At 57.9% G+C, this 15,542-nt stretch carries 15 protein-coding genes and 1 tRNA gene; 5 read left to right on the top strand and 11 right to left on the bottom strand.

The features are described 5' to 3' along the window. Window positions 1-36: 36 nt before the first annotated feature. From M5G20_RS21935 to M5G20_RS21945, 3 genes are all read right to left on the bottom strand, one after another. Window positions 37-1,098 (bottom strand): hypothetical protein, encoded by a 1,062-nt coding sequence (locus M5G20_RS21935; protein ID WP_273920858.1) that lies wholly within the window; start codon window positions 1,096-1,098, stop codon window positions 37-39. A gap of 61 nt (window positions 1,099-1,159) precedes the next feature. After that, a complete protein-coding gene (locus M5G20_RS21940; protein WP_273920859.1) occupies window positions 1,160-1,954 on the bottom strand; it encodes an endonuclease NucS domain-containing protein in 795 nt (264 codons plus the stop codon). Window positions 1,955-2,199: 245 nt separating this feature from the next. Next, window positions 2,200-2,289 (bottom strand) — tRNA-Ser (locus tag M5G20_RS21945). 308 nt (window positions 2,290-2,597) lie between these two features. Between M5G20_RS21945 and M5G20_RS21950 the strand changes: the two genes are divergently transcribed. The 3 genes from M5G20_RS21950 to M5G20_RS21960 all read left to right on the top strand — a co-directional run bounded on the left by M5G20_RS21950 (window position 2,598) and on the right by M5G20_RS21960 (window position 5,369). Next, on the top strand, window positions 2,598-3,287 hold the full coding sequence (locus M5G20_RS21950; RefSeq protein ID WP_075948687.1) for a crotonase/enoyl-CoA hydratase family protein: 690 nt from the start codon (window positions 2,598-2,600) through the stop codon (window positions 3,285-3,287). A 214-nt stretch (window positions 3,288-3,501) separates the two neighbouring features. Continuing rightward, a complete protein-coding gene (locus M5G20_RS21955; RefSeq protein WP_273920860.1) occupies window positions 3,502-4,224 on the top strand; it encodes a lysophospholipid acyltransferase family protein in 723 nt (240 codons plus the stop codon). A gap of 173 nt (window positions 4,225-4,397) precedes the next feature. Further along, on the top strand, window positions 4,398-5,369 hold the full coding sequence (locus tag M5G20_RS21960; protein ID WP_273920861.1) for a magnesium and cobalt transport protein CorA: 972 nt from the start codon (window positions 4,398-4,400) through the stop codon (window positions 5,367-5,369). An 84-nt stretch (window positions 5,370-5,453) separates the two neighbouring features. On the opposite strand, the gene M5G20_RS21965 is transcribed toward M5G20_RS21960, so the two are convergent. The 3 genes from M5G20_RS21965 to M5G20_RS21975 form a co-directional block, all read right to left on the bottom strand. Continuing rightward, a complete protein-coding gene (locus M5G20_RS21965) occupies window positions 5,454-6,176 on the bottom strand; it encodes an amidotransferase (RefSeq protein ID WP_273920862.1) in 723 nt (240 codons plus the stop codon). 94 nt (window positions 6,177-6,270) lie between these two features. Beyond that, window positions 6,271-8,415, bottom strand: coding sequence for a 3-hydroxyacyl-CoA dehydrogenase NAD-binding domain-containing protein (locus M5G20_RS21970; RefSeq protein WP_273920863.1), 2,145 nt, complete (start codon window positions 8,413-8,415; stop codon window positions 6,271-6,273). A gap of 23 nt (window positions 8,416-8,438) precedes the next feature. Further along, complete coding sequence (locus tag M5G20_RS21975; protein ID WP_273920864.1) at window positions 8,439-9,644, bottom strand: acetyl-CoA C-acetyltransferase; 1,206 nt, start codon at window positions 9,642-9,644, stop codon at window positions 8,439-8,441. Between the two features lie 293 nt (window positions 9,645-9,937). Between M5G20_RS21975 and M5G20_RS21980 the strand changes: the two genes are divergently transcribed. Continuing rightward, window positions 9,938-10,141 carry a hypothetical protein gene (locus M5G20_RS21980; RefSeq protein ID WP_139315795.1) on the top strand — a complete coding sequence of 68 codons (204 nt, stop codon included), beginning with the start codon at window positions 9,938-9,940 and terminating at the stop codon, window positions 10,139-10,141. Between the two features lie 97 nt (window positions 10,142-10,238). Then, window positions 10,239-11,060: a c-type cytochrome gene (locus M5G20_RS21985; RefSeq protein WP_273920865.1), complete on the top strand. Its 822-nt coding sequence runs from the start codon at window positions 10,239-10,241 to the stop codon at window positions 11,058-11,060. 123 nt (window positions 11,061-11,183) lie between these two features. On the opposite strand, the gene M5G20_RS21990 is transcribed toward M5G20_RS21985, so the two are convergent. From M5G20_RS21990 to M5G20_RS22010, 5 genes are all read right to left on the bottom strand, one after another. After that, window positions 11,184-11,993, bottom strand: coding sequence for a transglutaminase family protein (locus M5G20_RS21990; RefSeq protein WP_150735342.1), 810 nt, complete (start codon window positions 11,991-11,993; stop codon window positions 11,184-11,186). Next, the gene (locus tag M5G20_RS21995; RefSeq protein ID WP_075948695.1) at window positions 11,990-12,940 is read right to left on the bottom strand and encodes an alpha-E domain-containing protein; all 951 of its coding nucleotides are present in this window, start codon (window positions 12,938-12,940) and stop codon (window positions 11,990-11,992) included. Before M5G20_RS21995 ends, M5G20_RS21990 begins: the two co-directional genes overlap by 4 nt. Window positions 12,941-12,952: 12 nt before the next feature. Next, window positions 12,953-14,362 carry a circularly permuted type 2 ATP-grasp protein gene (locus tag M5G20_RS22000; protein WP_075948696.1) on the bottom strand — a complete coding sequence of 470 codons (1,410 nt, stop codon included), beginning with the start codon at window positions 14,360-14,362 and terminating at the stop codon, window positions 12,953-12,955. Between the two features lie 374 nt (window positions 14,363-14,736). Further along, window positions 14,737-15,081, bottom strand: a complete 345-nt coding sequence (locus tag M5G20_RS22005; protein ID WP_273920866.1) for a ribonuclease E inhibitor RraB — start codon at window positions 15,079-15,081, stop codon at window positions 14,737-14,739. Window positions 15,082-15,295: 214 nt separating this feature from the next. Next, window positions 15,296-15,529, bottom strand: coding sequence for a hypothetical protein (locus M5G20_RS22010; RefSeq protein WP_273920867.1), 234 nt, complete (start codon window positions 15,527-15,529; stop codon window positions 15,296-15,298). Window positions 15,530-15,542: the final 13 nt, after the last annotated feature.

A 15,542-nucleotide genomic window follows, 5' to 3' on the forward strand; every position in this document is an offset into this window, starting at 1 on the left:
GAATCCCCTGGCTCTGATGCAGACTTTCTGTAGCGGTTACAGCCCGCTGAAGCAATAGCCGTCACCGTCGGGCCGATAAGTGATGATCGCGCCCTCAAGCGTCTTGGCGATGGGTTCGAGAAAGTCCTTACGGGGCATTTCAGGCAGAACCAGAAAACGCCGAACCGGCTTATTCAAGCGGGCTCTGATGCCTTCTCCATGGATCAGTAATTGGCCGACAGCGGTGTAGACATTCTGTGTACTCGCTGAGGTCTTCACCTCGAACAGATCTACCTTTCCTCTGCGAATTGCCGCCAGATCAATCGCCTGGCTTTTTCTCAGATTGCCACCACCTCCCAATGCCTTGGCTAGCGCGGCCACAATGGCTCCATGCTCGACAACGCGAATACCATTGAAGACAGGCGGTTTGGTTTTGACCTCACCCGAAAACTCATCGAAATATTCAGATAACCCCATCATGGGGTCGCTTTCGGCTGCCGCGCCCTTTCTATGAGTTTCACCTGTAGCTTGGCTGCTACCTGTGTCGCCTTCACTCTCATCCTCATCGATGCCACCTGCAATTCGCGTTGCGACTTCTCGCGCCTCCTGGGCGAATGCAAAGAGCTTGTCGATCATGTCTGGCTGCTCTAGACCAGCTATCAAAATCACTCGATTCACCTGGTTGCCATCCTGAACCTCAGTGCAGGTGCTGAATTGAGAAAGAACCAGATTTTTCTGCAATCCCGCTTTGCCTTTGGTGAGTTTTCCTCTGTGGGCAAGGAAGACCTCTCCGGAAGTGTCACGGACGAATGCACCCGCATAGGATCGATTGTAGGTTTTCTTGGGGAAGTTCAACTGCACCGCCATCTCCAACCAACTTGAGTTGTTCGGAGCGCCAAATAGCAGTTGGTTCACGTGCTTGGCGGGATCGTGTTCCCTCGGCGACCAACCACGGACCCGCTGGCCATGGTCCTCTTCAAAATGGACGCTGCCGGTGTGGTGTCCAGCAGGGTAAGTCAGCTCGCGTGACTCTTCATGAGGGAAAGCCTTGCGCATAATCCTTGCTAGCTTGGTGTTGAGCTTGGCTATTTTGGTCGGATCGGTGATTACTTCGAACATCGAATCTTCCTTGTTTGCAGGGCAATGCTCAGGGCGTGAGGCGGACAAGCGGCGGCTCACTTCAATCCGGTAGCTGAAGCGTAGGCACTTTAGATACTTCTACGGAAAGTTTGTATTCGAACAACTCCACGTCCGTCATGCTCGAGCAGGCTAGCCGCAAATCCTCGGACATACTGCGACACACAATGATACCGCGCACTTTTTGACCTGGTTCCGCGAGATCACGACGCACCCAGTTCATGTAGCGCAGCAGTTGACCAATCACGCGGTCGTAACCGCGAGAAACCTTGAGCTCAATCACAACGAAAGCACCATTGCGGTCAACAGCGAGAATATCGATACGTCTGCCTCCACCGGCCTCGTATTCGATACCTCGTAAATCTTCGTCTTCATACAGTTTCAAACCTGGCTCGATGCACTCTAGGTTTTCCGCCAAATAACGCTGCAGGTCTTTCTCGAGCAGAAACTCAGTAGAGCCAGGAAGATTAGTTAATTCAGGGTCGTCGCGATTGCTTTCAATCTCTTCGATTTCTTGTGCAGCAACATCGCCCTTGACCATCTCACGAATGGGTGCCGGATCTGTACTCGCCTCATACCGCCGGAATTCGCCAGGGGCAACTTTGAACAAAATATCGTCAGTGGTATTCGTTGAGGGATGATGTAAGCGACTAGGGTCGTTCGTAGCCGCTTGAACCAAGTGAGCACGAATACTGCCTGGCTTCAGTTTTGGATAGTTCGACTCAAACCACTTGATTGCACGAGCGGCAGTGAATACTTCGCCGGGCTGGAGGTTCCAGCTCACCAGCATGTCCTTAAGCAAGACACGAGTGGGTTTGTCGTAAATGGTCCGAGCCATGAGACGTCCTTGCAGCATTAGGTTGAAGGTTTGCGCTGCATACTCCAACACTGGCGCACTGACATCAACACGGCCTGCCCCAGTACCCCTTCAAAGCGGTGCAAAATTCAATTTCTATCCTCTCGATACGGCCGACAAAGCTTCCCGCGTTCCCATATTGTTCCCATATGGCCCTTTTTCAGACGCCAAAAACCACAAACCCCCGACTTTCTCTAGGAAAATCAGGGGTTTGTGTTTACTAAATGTGGCGGTGAAGGAGAGATTCGAACTCTCGATACAGTTTCCTGTATACACACTTTCCAGGCGTGCTCCTTAAGCCACTCGGACACTTCACCGTATCTCTTCAAACATGTTCTGTCTGTCGAGGCGCGCTAATGTAGTCGAAAGCATTTCTGATGGCAAACATTTTTTTCAGAATTTTCATGCGGTTAACGCGATTGGTTGATTGCGATCGTTCAGGGACAGGGCAAACCGGCCAATCTCCGGCTTCGCGCCCTCCTCTATATAGAGGGCAATGCGTGGCCGGCGTGGCGGGCTACGCTTGCCGGGCGGGTAAAGGGTGACTGGCGGGTCAGTCACGGCGCTTTACCTGGCCGGTGGCGGTGGGTAACTTCTGCCCTACTTTATTGAAAGGAATAGCGTCATGAGTGAGTTGATTTCCTACCATCTCGAAGACGGTATCGCGACCCTGACCTTGAGCAATGGCAAGGTCAATGCCATCTCTCCAGACGTGATTACTGCCTTCAACGCTGCGCTGGATCAGGCGGTGACTGATCGTGCGGTGGTGATCATTACCGGTCAGCCAGGGATTCTGTCCGGTGGCTACGACTTGAAGGTGATGACGACCGGCCCTAAAGAAGCAGTGGCGTTGGTAACGTCCGGCTCGACGCTGGCCCGGCGCCTGTTGTCGCATCCGTTCCCGGTGATCGTGGCGTGCCCTGGGCATGCTGTGGCCAAGGGTGCGTTCCTGCTACTGTCGGCCGACTATCGCATCGGTGTCGAGGGTCCGTTCAGCATTGGCCTGAATGAAGTGCAGATCGGCATGACCATGCACCATGCCGGGATCGAGATTGCTCGCGACCGCTTGAGCAAAGCAGCGCTGCAACGTTCGGTGGTCAATGGTGAGATGTTCAATCCCCAGACAGCCGTGGTGGCCGGTTTCCTCGACGCGGTGGTTGCGGCTGACGAATTGCAAGGCGCTGCGCTGGCGGCGGCCCGTCAATTGAAGAAGATCAACATGACGGCCCACAAGAACACCAAGTTGAAAGTTCGCAAAGCTTTGCTGGAGGCCCTGGACAATGCGATCATCCAGGATCAGGAGCATCTGGGTTAAGCCCAAACCTGCGATAGCGAAAAGCCCGACCGTCGTGTCGGGCTTTTTCGTACAGGCGCTAGCGAAAAGCCTGCGAGCGCTCTAGAACACGTCTTACCCGAGATTCAGAAACATGTGCACAAACATCGGCCATCTTCCGCCTATATAGCGGCAATTGCCGAAAACAGTGCACATCCGTACACTGCGCCACCTTTTGTCCCGGTGGGGCCTGAAAATGCTGTTTGTTTTACGTATGTCATTGATGGGCCTGCACTTTATTGTGGCGGGTGTGCTGGGTGTGATTCTCGGCCTGTGTCGCCCCTTCAATCCGGACAACAGCCGACTGTGCGCACGCCTCTATGCGTGGCCGGCAATGTGCATTCTGCGTTTGCGAGTGAAGGCCGATGTCGGCCCGTTGATGGATAAACCCGCCAGCTGCGTGATCATCGCCAACCACCAGTCCAACTACGACCTGTTCGTCTTCGGCAACGTCGTGCCTCGCCGGACCGTGTGCATCGGCAAGAAGAGCCTCAAATGGGTGCCGCTGTTCGGTCAGTTGTTCTGGCTGGCCGGTAACGTGTTGATCGACCGTGGCAATGCGCAGAAGGCGCGCCAGTCGATGTTGACCACCACCCACACCCTGCAAAACGAAGACACCTCGATCTGGGTGTTCCCGGAAGGCACACGTAATTTGGGCGAAGAGTTGTTGCCGTTCAAGAAAGGCGCGTTCCAGATGGCCATTGCCGCCGGTGTGCCGATCGTGCCGGTGTGTGTCAGCAGTTACGTCAAGCACATGCGATTGAACCGCTGGCGCAGTGGGAAAATTCTGATCCGTTCGCTGCCGGCGATTCCAACCGCGGGTTTGAGCCTTGATGACATGCCGATGCTGATTGCCCAGTGTCGCGAACAGATGCGTGAGTGCATCGACTCGATGGACCGGCAACTGCAAGCCGCTTAAAACAAAACCCGCCGTGTGCGGGTTTTCTTTTGCCTGTGGATTTTTACCGGCGAACTCCGCAGATTTCACTGACTCTCAGTCTGTAGACAAGGCTAAGCTGGAGACTGCCTGCCACGGCCTTCTTTAGTTTTAGAAAGCGATCAATAAAAGCTGCCGATAAGTGAACCAAGACCATGGGTAGAGTTGTTGCTGCTGCGGTTTACAGCGCTGGAAAAAAAGTCACCAACATCACCCTCGACGAAGGCGCGGCCTGGGCAGCAAAGCCTGGTCACTTTGTCTGGATCGGCCTTGAAGAGCCGAATGCAGAAGAGCTGTTCAATCTGCAACGACAGTTCAACCTGCACGAACTGGCCATTGAAGATGCCCTTGAAAAACACAGCCGGCCAAAACTTGAAACCTTTGGTGATGCGCTGTTCATCGTCACCTATTCGCCGATTCGCGAAGACGGCAAACTCAAGTTCATCGAAACCCATATTTTTGCCGGCAATGGCTACATCATTACCGCACGCAATGGTCACTCGGCGTCCTACGCCTACGTCCGCCAACGTTGTGAGGCGCGTCCGTTGTTGCTGGAGCATGGGGAAGATTTCGTACTCTATGCCATCCTCGATTTCGTGATTGAGAACTATCAGCCAGTGGGCGAAGCGATCCATGACGAGATCGATGAGCTGGAACGCAATGTGATGTGCGGTTCGCTGAACGAGCGCGACATTCAAAGACTCCACACCCTGCGCCGCGATGTGTTGCGCTTGCGCCGATATGCAGCGCCGATGGTGGAAATTGGCGAGGAACTGCAAAGGCTCAGCTTTCCGTTCATCGACAAGAACATGCGTCCGTACTTCCGCGATGTGCAGATTCATGTGACACGGCAAATGGAAGACCTGACGACCCTGGCCGATATCGCCAGTCAGACCATCGAGGTCGGGGTGTTGCTGGAGGCGTCACGGCAAAGTGTGGTGCAGCGCAAGTTTGCCGCGTGGGCGGCGATTCTGGCGTTCCCGACGGCGGTGGCAGGGATTTACGGGATGAACTTCCAGAACATGCCCGAGCTGACCTGGCATTACGGGTACTTCGCCGTACTGGGGTTTATTACGGTGGGTTGCGTGAGTTTGTGGGCGAGTTTCAAGAAATCGGGTTGGCTTTAGATCGTCGGCGAGTGCTTCGCACTCGATCGCGGGCAAGCCACGCTCCTACAGGTTTTGCGCCTGTGGGAGCGAGGTAGCCGCTGATTAAACGGTTTCTGGCTTGTGCGCCACAAACCGCATCATCCACTCGGCTACCGTGGTGCCGTGATGCTCGCTGTCGAGGCTGGCGATGCCTTGCGAATACACCTGCTCACCCAGCGCTTGCTGACGAATCTCCAGCAAGGCTCGGGAATAATCATGAATGAACTCCGGATGGCCCTGGAAGCACAGTACCTGATCGTTGATGTGGTACGCGGCAAACGGGCAGAAATCGCTGGAAGCGATCACCGTGGCGTTCTCCGGCAATGAGGTGACCTGGTCCTGATGGCTGATCAACAGGGTCAACTCTTCACGCACCGGGCTCATCCACGGGGCCTTGGCGGCGAGTTTGTAGTTGTGCGTGCCGACGCCCCAGCCCTGGCTCGCGCGTTCGCTCTTGCCGCCGAGCAACAAGGCCAGCAACTGGTGGCCGAAACACACGCCCAACAGTTTGTCGCCGCGCTTGTAGCGGGTCAGCAGATAGTCCCTGAGGGTTTGAATCCACGGGTCGGTGCCGAAGGAATCGGCTTTGCTGCCGGTGACCAGATAAGCGTCGAAGGTCAGGTCATCGCTCGGGTATTCACCCTGCACCACGTTGTAGATGGTGAAATCAGCGGCAATCGGTTGCTGCGAAAACAGGCGCTTGAACATCTGCCCGTAGCCCTGGTACTGGTCGACCAATTCCGGACGCAGGTTGTCGGTTTCCAGAATGCAGATGCGTAACGACATAAAAAATACCTGACACGTGATGGGAATAATGCACACCTCAGAGCCTGCCTTGAAACACGGTATCAAGGCAAGCCCCCGGTGCGTCACTTGCCCCTTAGAACGTCTCCCCTTTGGCAGCCTTTTCCAACAGCAGCGCCGGTGGTGCGAAACGCTCGCCGTACTGCCCGGCCAGGTACTGGGCGCGCGCAACGAAGTCCTTGACCCCGTACTGATTGATAAACTGCAGCGCGCCGCCGGTCCAGGCGGCAAAGCCGATGCCGAAGATCGATCCGACGTTGGCATCCGCCGTCGAGGTCAGCACGCCCTCCTCCACGCAGCGCACGGTTTCGATGGCTTGCACGAACAGCAGGCGATCGCGTACGTCCTTCGGCGAAATCTGCCCATCGGTTTTTTCAAAGCGTGTTTTCAGTTCAGGCCACAGATGTTTCTGGCCCCCGGCCGGATATTCGTAGAAACCGCCTCCGGCCGCCTTGCCTGGCCGCTTGTATTCGTTGAGCAGCAAGTCAATCACGGCGAACGCCGGGTGCTCAATCAGCGGTTTCCCTTCTGCTTGAAGGTCTTTGGCGGTTTGCTGACGGATATGGCTCATCAGGCTGAGGGAAACTTCGTCAGAGATCGCCAGTGGTCCGACAGGCATGCCCGCCTTGCGCGCCTCGGTCTCGATCATCGGCGCACTGACGCCTTCGCCAAGCATGGCGATACCTTCATTGGTGAAAGTGCCGAACACCCGCGACGTGAAGAAACCACGACTGTCGTTGACCACAATCGGGGTTTTCTTGATTTGCAGGACGAAATCGAAGCCGCGCGCCAGGGTTTCGTCACTGGTATTGGCGCCCTTGATGATTTCCACCAACGGCATTTTTTCCACGGGGCTGAAGAAATGCAGACCGATGAACTTACTCTGGTCCGGCACTGCCGTGGCGAGGCCGCTGATCGGCAGGGTTGAGGTATTGGACGCGATCACCGAATCCGCGCCGACGACATTCTGCGCGGCCAACGAGACCTTGGCTTTCAGTTCACGGTCTTCAAACACCGCTTCAATGATCAGGTCGCAGCCCGCCAGGTCGGCATCGTTTTCAGTGGGATGGATGCGCGCCAGCACGGTTTCACGTTGCTCGACGCTCATCTGCCCGCGCGCCACTTTCTTGTCCAGCAGCGCAGCCGAGTGCGCCTTGCCCTTTTCGGCGGCCGCGAGGTTGATGTCCTTGAGCACCACGTCGATACCCGCCGACGCGCTGACAAACGCAATGCCGGCGCCCATCATCCCGGCGCCGAGCACGCCGACCTTCCTGGTTGCATAGGGCGCGAAACCCTGAGGTCGGGAACCGCCGGCATTGATTTCATTGAGCTGGAACCAGAAGGTGCCAATCAGGTTTTTCGAGACCTGGCCGGTGGTCAGTTCGGTGAAGTAGCGGGTCTCGATCAGGTGAGCCGTGTCGAAATCCACTTGTGCACCTTCAACCGCCGCACAGAGGATTTTCTCCGGCGCAGGCATCGTGCCCTGGGTTTTGCTGCGCAGGATCGACGGCGCAATCGCCAGCATCTGCGCAACTTTCGGGTTCGACGGCGTACCTCCGGGAATCTGATAGCCCTTCACATCCCAGCGTTGCACCGCGCCGGGATTGGCAACAATCCATGCCCGTGCCTTGGCCAACAGTTCATCATGGTCCGCGGCCAGCTCATCGATCAGCCCCGCTTGCAACGCCTGTTGTGGCCGAACTTTTTTGCCTTCAAGCAAGTACGGCAGGGCTTTTTCCAGGCCGAGCATGCGCACCATGCGCACCACCCCGCCACCACCCGGCAATAGGCCGAGGGTCACTTCCGGCAGGCCGAGTTGCACCGCCGGATTGTCCAGCGCCACCCGGTGATGGCAGGCCAGGCAGATTTCCCAACCACCGCCGAGCGCCGCGCCGTTAATGGCGGCGACCACCGGTTTACCGAGGGTTTCAAGGGTGCGCAGCTGGCCCTTGAGGGTCAGCACCATGTCGTAAAAGGCTTTGGCTTCGGGTTTGCCGACCTTGATCAGCTCATTGAGGTCGCCGCCGGCGAAGAAGGTTTTCTTGGCGGACGTGATGATCACACCGGCGATGTTGTCCTTGTCGCTCACCAGACGGGCGACACAATCGGCCATGGCTTCGCGATACACCGCGTTCATGGTGTTGGCGCTCTGGCCCGGCATGTCGATGGTCAGGACAACGATCTGGTCCTGACCCTTTTCGTAACGAATGGCTTGGCTCATAAACAGGTTCCTTGAAGGCAGGCTCAGAGGCGTTCGATGATGGTGGCAATGCCCATGCCGCCGCCGACACACAAGGTCGCGAGGCCATAACGCAGGCGCCGGGTTTCCAGTTCATCGAGCAAGGTGCCGAGAATCGCGCAACCGGTAGCGCCCAGCGGGTGACCCATGGCGATAGAGCCGCCGTTGACGTTGACCTTGTCCGGGTCGACGGCCATGTCCTTGATGAACTTCAACACCACCGAGGCGAAGGCCTCGTTGACTTCGAACAGGTCGATGTCTTCGACCCGCAACCCGGCCTTGGCCAAGGCCTTGCGCGTCGCCGGCGCGGGGCCGGTGAGCATGATGGTCGGGTCGGTGCTGGTGACCGCCGTGGCGACGATCCGCGCCCGGGGCTGCAAGCCGAGCGCCCGGCCCTTGGCTTCGGAGCCGATCAGCATCAAGGCTGCGCCGTCGACGATCCCGGAGCTGTTGCCCGGCGTGTGAACATGGTTGATCCGTTCCACATGGCTGTAGACCCGCAGCGCCGTGGCGTCGAAGCCCATCTGGCCGATCATCTCGAAACTCGGCTTGAGCTTGGCCAGACCTTCGAGGGTCGATTCGGCACGGATGAATTCATCATGATCGAGCAGGATGATGCCGTTCTGGTCCTGCACCGGTACCAGTGATTTGTTGAACGAACCATCGGCCCGCGCCCGCGCGGCTTTCTGCTGCGAGTGCAGAGCGTAGGCATCGACGTCCTGACGGCTGAAGCCTTCGAGGGTGGCGATCAGGTCGGCGCCCACGCCTTGCGGAGTGAAATGGCTGTGCAGATTGGTGGCAGGATCCAGCGCCCAGGCCCCGCCGTCGCTGCCCATCGGCACCCGCGACATCGACTCGACACCGCCAACGACCACCAGATCTTCGAAACCGGAACGCACTTTCATCGCCCCCAGGTTCACCGCTTCCAATCCGGAGGCACAGAATCGATTGATCTGCACACCGGCCACGCTGACATCCCAATCAGCGACTTGAGCGGCGGTTTTGGCGATATCGGAGCCTTGATCGCCGATGGGCGTCACGCAGCCCAGCACCACGTCATCGACCTGACGGGTATCGAGGGCCGTCCGCTGTTGCAGCGCCGTGAGCAGCCCCGCCACCAGGTTGACCGGTTTGACGCTGTGCAAGGCGCCATCGGCCTTGCCCTTGCCTCGGGGCGTGCGTAATGCGTCGAAAATCAAAGCTTGGGTCATGGCGTCCTCGATCTTGTTGTTGTCGATTTTTGATCTTTTGAAGGAGCTCCCACCTTATTCCGTGCTGGCACGGATTCAATGACCGCAACGCTCAGTGGCGTTGACGCACACGCTCAGACGGACGGTCATCCAGGGCTGGGTGAACCGGTTCAGGACACGCAGGTGTCTAGCAAAAGGCCGCCCAAGAAGCTGGCAATAGGCCTCATGCCTTTTTGATAGCTCTTTTAAAGAGCACCATACTAAATGGATCTAAACCAAGCGTGACGCGGGCTCTAAGGTGAAGGTGTACGAAGTTGTCGTCGGGTTTTGCCGAGGCGCTCGTCCTACAGGAAGTGCATCGCGCTGCCGTCATGGAGATATGCAGGCAGGCATCAGGAAATAACAAAAAAGGCGGTCAAGCCATGTTCAAACATTCGAAAGTTCGTCAAGCCGGGCTCATTCTCTTCGCCACCACATTGTTGTTAATCGTGCCGAACCTGACCAAGGTGATCGGCTGACTCACGCGCCAGAGTTGATTATCGCCACATCAAAAATGTGACTGGCTCGCTACCCGGGCCAGCGTGGCTGTGCCAATCTTTGCGGCACTTCCACGACATGGACGGCGATCCTTTGAAAACGCTCCTTCTGTTCGGGGCCTTGCTGCTCAGCACGCCTCTGTATGCCGCACAGCTCAACCTGGAGCTGGGCGCGGACAGCCGCACCTGGCAGACCGAGGAGTTGCTCAAGCATCCTCAAGCCCAGACCATCAATATTGCCAATGACGTTTCCTACAAACGTGACATGAGCTATCGCGCCGTGCCTTTGGCGGCGTTGCTGACCGGCATCAAGCCTGACGATCACCTGCAAGCCGTGGCGCTTGATGGCTTTGCCGCTGAACTGGCGGCTGCGCCTCTGCTTAATACCGAGGGGGCTCGCGCCTGGCTGGCGATTGAAGACCCCGCCAAGCCGTGGCCGCCCCTCTCCGCAGGCAAGCACAGCGCCGGGCCGTTTTATCTGGTCTGGACCAACCCACGGGCGGGCAACATCAGCCCGGAACAATGGCCGTTCGAAGTCGCCAGCATCAAGCGCATGGCACCGGTGGCCGAGCGCTTCCCGACCCTGCTGCCGGACCCGGCGTTAAAGGCCGACGATCCGGTCAACAAGGGCTTCGCGTTGTTTCAGAAGAACTGTCTGGCCTGCCATCGATTGAACGGTGCCGGAGACGCGCAGTTCGGGCCTGACCTGAACATTCCGTACAACCCGACCGAATATTTTGGCGCGGACTTCCTCAAGCGCTACATCCGCGATCCGCAGAGTTTGCGCCAGTGGCCGCAAGCGAAGATGCCGGGGTTTTCGGCCGAGGTCTTGCCGGATGAGGACCTGGGGATGTTGGTGGGCTATTTGAAACACATGGCCGGACGCAAGGTTAAGCCCTGAGACACTCCGCTCTGTAGGAGCTGGCTTGCCAGCGATAGCGGTCTGACATCCAACATTGATGTCGACTGTGATGACCTCATCGCTGGCAAGCCAGCTCCTACAAGAGATGTGCGGTGATCGTTACTACTGCTGCTGAACGGAAATCACCGGTGCCGGCGTCGGGGTCACCAGGACCTTGGCGTGCATCTGCTCACACCCGCCGCCCCGACGCATGCCACGTACCGGACAGGCATCGAGGTAATCAAGCCCTACTGCCAGTTTCAAGTGTCGTTCGGGGCGCGCCAGTTCGTTGGTCACGTCGAAGCTGTACCAGGCGTCATCGAGCCAGGCTTCAGCCCAGGCGTGACTGGCCAGGTGTTCACTGTTCTCGCTGTACAGATACCCCGACACATACCGCGCCGGAATGCCCAGGCTGCGGGTGCAGGCGAGGAATGCATGGGTGTGGTCCTGGCACACGCCAGAGCGCCCGGCAAAGGCTTGTGCGGCGCTGGTGTCCACTTCGGTGGAACCCGGCGTGTAGGTCATGTGCTGGTTGAGGCCGTGCATCAAGTCGATCAGCGCCGTACGGTCCCGGCGTTGCTTGCATTCCTTTTCGGCGAACGCGCGCAAAGCCTGGTCAGCCTCGGTCAGACGGGTAAATCGCAAAAACGGCAGCGCCGACTGACTCTCGTGCTCGGCTTCGCGCAGCTCATCGATATCGACCTGACCACGGGCGCCGATGATGATCGCCTCGTGAGGCTCGTCCATGGTCAGCACATGCAGAATGTTGCCGAACGGATCGAGTTGCGCGCGCACCGGACGCGGCAGGTCGAGCTGCCAGCTGAGTACATGTTGGCGCTCGCTGTCGTGGGGCGTCAGTCGCAAATACTGGATGCTCGCCCGCACCTGATCTTCGTAGTGATAGGTGGTCTCGTGGCTTATGGAAAGTCTCATGCAGCCTCCAGGTAAGAACTGTGAATCGCGTTGCCCAACTGGCGCACCAGCGGGATGAACTCGGTCAGCCAGGCGTGCAGGCCTTCGTCGAGAATTTCGTTGATGCCGGTGTAGCGCAGACGCGCGTCTATTTCCGCCGCCATACGTTGCGCGGGACGGCCGTTGGCCCCCGGCAACTGGGCGAGGATCTGGTCGATTTCTTCGGTGCAGGCGCGCAGGGAACGCGGGACATCTGCCCGCAACAACAGTAATTCCGCTACATGCCGCGCGCCGGGAGCGTCACGGTAGATCTCGGTGTAGGCCTCGAAGGATGAGAGGGCCCGCAGCAGCGCACTCCACTGGTAATAGGCGTGCGCCGTGCCGTCGCTGACCGCTTCGGCCTGATCACCGGCCATTTCGTAACGGGCGTCGAGCAGGCGCAACGTGTTGTCGGCCCTTTCGATGAACGTGCCCAGACGAATGAAGCGAAAGGCGTCGTTACGCATGATGGTGCCGTAGGACGCGCCCCGGAACAGGTGGGAACGTTCCTTGATCCACTCGCAGAAACGACTCATGCCATAGCGGCTGAGGCCCTGTTCGGCGATGCCGCGAATTTCCAGCCAGGTGGCGTTGATGTTTTCCCACATGTCGGCGGTGATTCGCCCACGCACCGCATGAGCACTGGCCCGCGCCGCGCCGAGACAACTGTAGATGCTGGCCGGGTTGGCCGCGTCCAGGGCGAAGAAATGCAGCAACCGCTCGGCGTGCAATTCGCCGTGGCGTTCGAGGTAATCGTCCAGCGTGCCGGTAATCAACAGCGGCATGGCCAGTTCGTGCAAGCCGTTGCCACGGCCATCCTGTGGCATCAGTGACAGCGAGTAACTGATGTCGAGCATCCGTGCGAGGTTTTCCGCCCGCTCCAGGTAACGCGACATCCAATACAAATCCGAGGCAGTTCTACTTAGCATGACAGGCTTCCTTCAATCCTCGACCACCCAGGTGTCCTTGGTTCCGCCACCCTGGGAGGAATTCACCACCAGGGAGCCTTCGCGCAGGGCGACACGGGTCAAACCGCCGGGCACGACCCGGGTTTCACGGCCTGACAATACAAACGGACGCAGATCGATATGCCGCGGTGCGATACCGTTTTCGACAAACGTCGGACAGGTCGACAGCGACAGCGTCGGTTGCGCGATATAGGCGTGTGGCTTGGCAATGATCCGTGCGCGAAAGGATTCGATTTCCGCTGCCGTCGCCGCCGGCCCTACCAGCATTCCGTAACCGCCTGAGCCTTGGGTTTCCTTGACTACCAGTTCTGGAAGATTGGCCAGCACGTGAGAAAGTTCAGACGGATTACGGCACTGCCACGTAGGAACGTTCTTGAGAATCGGCTCTTCATCCAGGTAGAAGCGAATCATGTCAGTCACGAACGGATACACCGATTTGTCGTCCGCCACCCCCGTGCCGATGGCATTGGCCAGCACCACATTGCCGGAACGGTAGGACGACAGCAGCCCCGGTACGCCGAGCATCGAATCCGGATTGAACGCCAGCGGATCGAGGAACGCATCGTCGAGGCGACGGTAGATCACGTCGACGGCTTTGGGGCCGTCGGTGGTGCGCATGTAGACCTTGTCGTCACGCACGAACAAATCCGCGCCTTCCACCAGTTCCACACCCATTTCCCGTGCCAGGAATGCATGTTCGAAGAACGCGCTGTTGAACCGTCCCGGGGTCAGTACCACCACGCTCGGGTTGTCGATCGGGCTTGAGCTTTTCAGGGTGTCGAGCAACAGGTTCGGGTAGTGGTCGATGGGGGCAATGCGTTGCGCCGCGAAGAGCTCGGGGAACAGGCGCATCATCATCTTGCGGTCTTCGAGCATGTAGCTGACGCCGCTCGGGGTCCGCAGGTTGTCTTCGAGCACGTAGTACGTGCCGTCGCCGTCGCGCACCAGATCGACGCCGGAGATGTGCGAATAGATATCGCGGTGCAGATCCAGGCCCTGCATCGCCAACTGGTATTGCTCGTTGGCCAGCACCTGTTCGGCTGGAATGATTCCGGCCTTGATGATGCGTTGCTCGTGGTAAAGGTCGGCGAGGAACATGTTCAACGCCTTGACCCGCTGGATGCAACCGCGCTCGACCACTCGCCATTCGCTGGCGGGGATGCTGCGGGGGATGGTGTCGAAGGGAATCAGGCGCTCTGTCCCCTGCTCATCACCGTAGAGCGTGAATGTAATCCCGGCGCGATGAAATAACAGATCGGCCTCGCGTCGCCGTTGTGCCAAAAGCTCGTCAGGCGTTTCGGCCAGCCAACGGGCAAACTCCCGATAATGCGGGCGGACCTGGCCGCCGGCATCGTACATCTCATCAAAATAGGTGCGGATCATGCCGTACTCCTTGTCACCCGGACATGCAGGCCTTCGCAAGGCCCGTGCCATCGGCATAAACGCTTTGATTTCAATCGGTTGGATATTCAACGCGGACACACCGCACCAATCCTGTGCGGCAAACGCCCCAACCTGATCGCCCCCGCTTCATTGCAAGGCGTTGTTGTCGCCTATCACCAGCATAGTCAGAGTTGATTTCACTGCCCGGTTAACGCTGGGGATAATCCGTGCATTCGCTGAAAAGCTCACCGAACTTCCCTTTAGCCGCCCGTTTTGGGCGGCTTTTTTTTGCCTTTTTGAAATGTTGTGAATCAAAAACAAAAACGGCCAACCCAAAGGTCAGCCGTTGCTGATGCTTGTTACTGTTCATAGCGTTATGCGAGTCGCCCTCGTACCTCCTGCTTGACACCCCAGCCTTCAATGATGCCGCCCAATGGCTCGACCACCGCTTCGAAACCCTGTTCGAAATCGCCGATGTCATCGTAAGTGGCGTACATCACTTTGCTCAGTTCGAGCGCCCATGCGCCGTCGTCGCGCACACTGATCTGCGCATTCAGCGATTCACCATGATGAAAATGACGTGCCGCCCTGCGTGCCCGCTCCTCGTCCGGGAAAATGGCGTAGAACTCGATGGGATGGAACCGTGAAAAATCAAAACCGCCTTCTTTCATGCGGCGCAGCACACTGCTGCTGATGTCTTCTTGATGGGCTGTGCTCATGAAACGTCCTCCTCAAACTGATGGATAGACTTTCCGTACTCCCTGACGCACGCGACCCGCTGGTGCGAGCGATTCGGCAACCGATGTGCCGACGGGAAACAAGCATGGAGCTGACAAGACCAGACCTTAGCGATCCATTCGCTGATCTCGATTGCAGATTAGCCCCAAGATAGAGCTGCTGCCAAGGCCTGGTTGTGAATGAGACAGGAGGTGTTCAGATTGGCGTGATGCCGAGGATTTGAATGCTGTTCTGGGCTTTCAGGTTTTTCACGCTGGCGTCAGCGGTTCGCCCTTCGAAATCGTTCAGATCCAGCTTCGCGGCGACAGGAAGGAAACGTTCCTTGATGAGCTTGGCAACCTGCTCATGGCTCGGGCATTCCTCGCACTCGAAGATTTCGTCGACGGTTTCACCGTGATCATCCACGAAAGTGACTTTCCAGTTGGACATCGGAGTCTCCTCG

The organism is Pseudomonas sp. TNT2022 ID1044 (assembly GCF_028656895.1).
Lineage (GTDB): Bacteria > Pseudomonadota > Gammaproteobacteria > Pseudomonadales > Pseudomonadaceae > Aquipseudomonas > Aquipseudomonas reinekei.

Bases quoted from the DNA above. Each gene is read 5' to 3' on its own strand.
- M5G20_RS21935 (WP_273920858.1), bottom strand. From the start codon at position 1,098: ATGTTCGAAGTAATCACCGATCCGACCAAAATAGCCAAGCTCAACACC.
- M5G20_RS21940 (WP_273920859.1), bottom strand. From the start codon at position 1,954: ATGGCTCGGACCATTTACGACAAACCCACTCGTGTCTTGCTTAAGGAC.
- M5G20_RS21950 (WP_075948687.1), top strand. From the start codon at position 2,598: ATGAGTGAGTTGATTTCCTACCATCTCGAAGACGGTATCGCGACCCTG.
- M5G20_RS21955 (WP_273920860.1), top strand. From the start codon at position 3,502: ATGCTGTTTGTTTTACGTATGTCATTGATGGGCCTGCACTTTATTGTG.
- M5G20_RS21960 (WP_273920861.1), top strand. From the start codon at position 4,398: ATGGGTAGAGTTGTTGCTGCTGCGGTTTACAGCGCTGGAAAAAAAGTC.
- M5G20_RS21965 (WP_273920862.1), bottom strand. From the start codon at position 6,176: ATGTCGTTACGCATCTGCATTCTGGAAACCGACAACCTGCGTCCGGAA.
- M5G20_RS21970 (WP_273920863.1), bottom strand. From the start codon at position 8,415: ATGAGCCAAGCCATTCGTTACGAAAAGGGTCAGGACCAGATCGTTGTC.
- M5G20_RS21975 (WP_273920864.1), bottom strand. From the start codon at position 9,644: ATGACCCAAGCTTTGATTTTCGACGCATTACGCACGCCCCGAGGCAAG.
- M5G20_RS21985 (WP_273920865.1), top strand. From the start codon at position 10,239: ATGGACGGCGATCCTTTGAAAACGCTCCTTCTGTTCGGGGCCTTGCTG.
- M5G20_RS21990 (WP_150735342.1), bottom strand. From the start codon at position 11,993: ATGAGACTTTCCATAAGCCACGAGACCACCTATCACTACGAAGATCAG.
- M5G20_RS21995 (WP_075948695.1), bottom strand. From the start codon at position 12,940: ATGCTAAGTAGAACTGCCTCGGATTTGTATTGGATGTCGCGTTACCTG.
- M5G20_RS22000 (WP_075948696.1), bottom strand. From the start codon at position 14,362: ATGATCCGCACCTATTTTGATGAGATGTACGATGCCGGCGGCCAGGTC.
- M5G20_RS22005 (WP_273920866.1), bottom strand. From the start codon at position 15,081: ATGAGCACAGCCCATCAAGAAGACATCAGCAGCAGTGTGCTGCGCCGC.
- M5G20_RS22010 (WP_273920867.1), bottom strand. From the start codon at position 15,529: ATGTCCAACTGGAAAGTCACTTTCGTGGATGATCACGGTGAAACCGTC.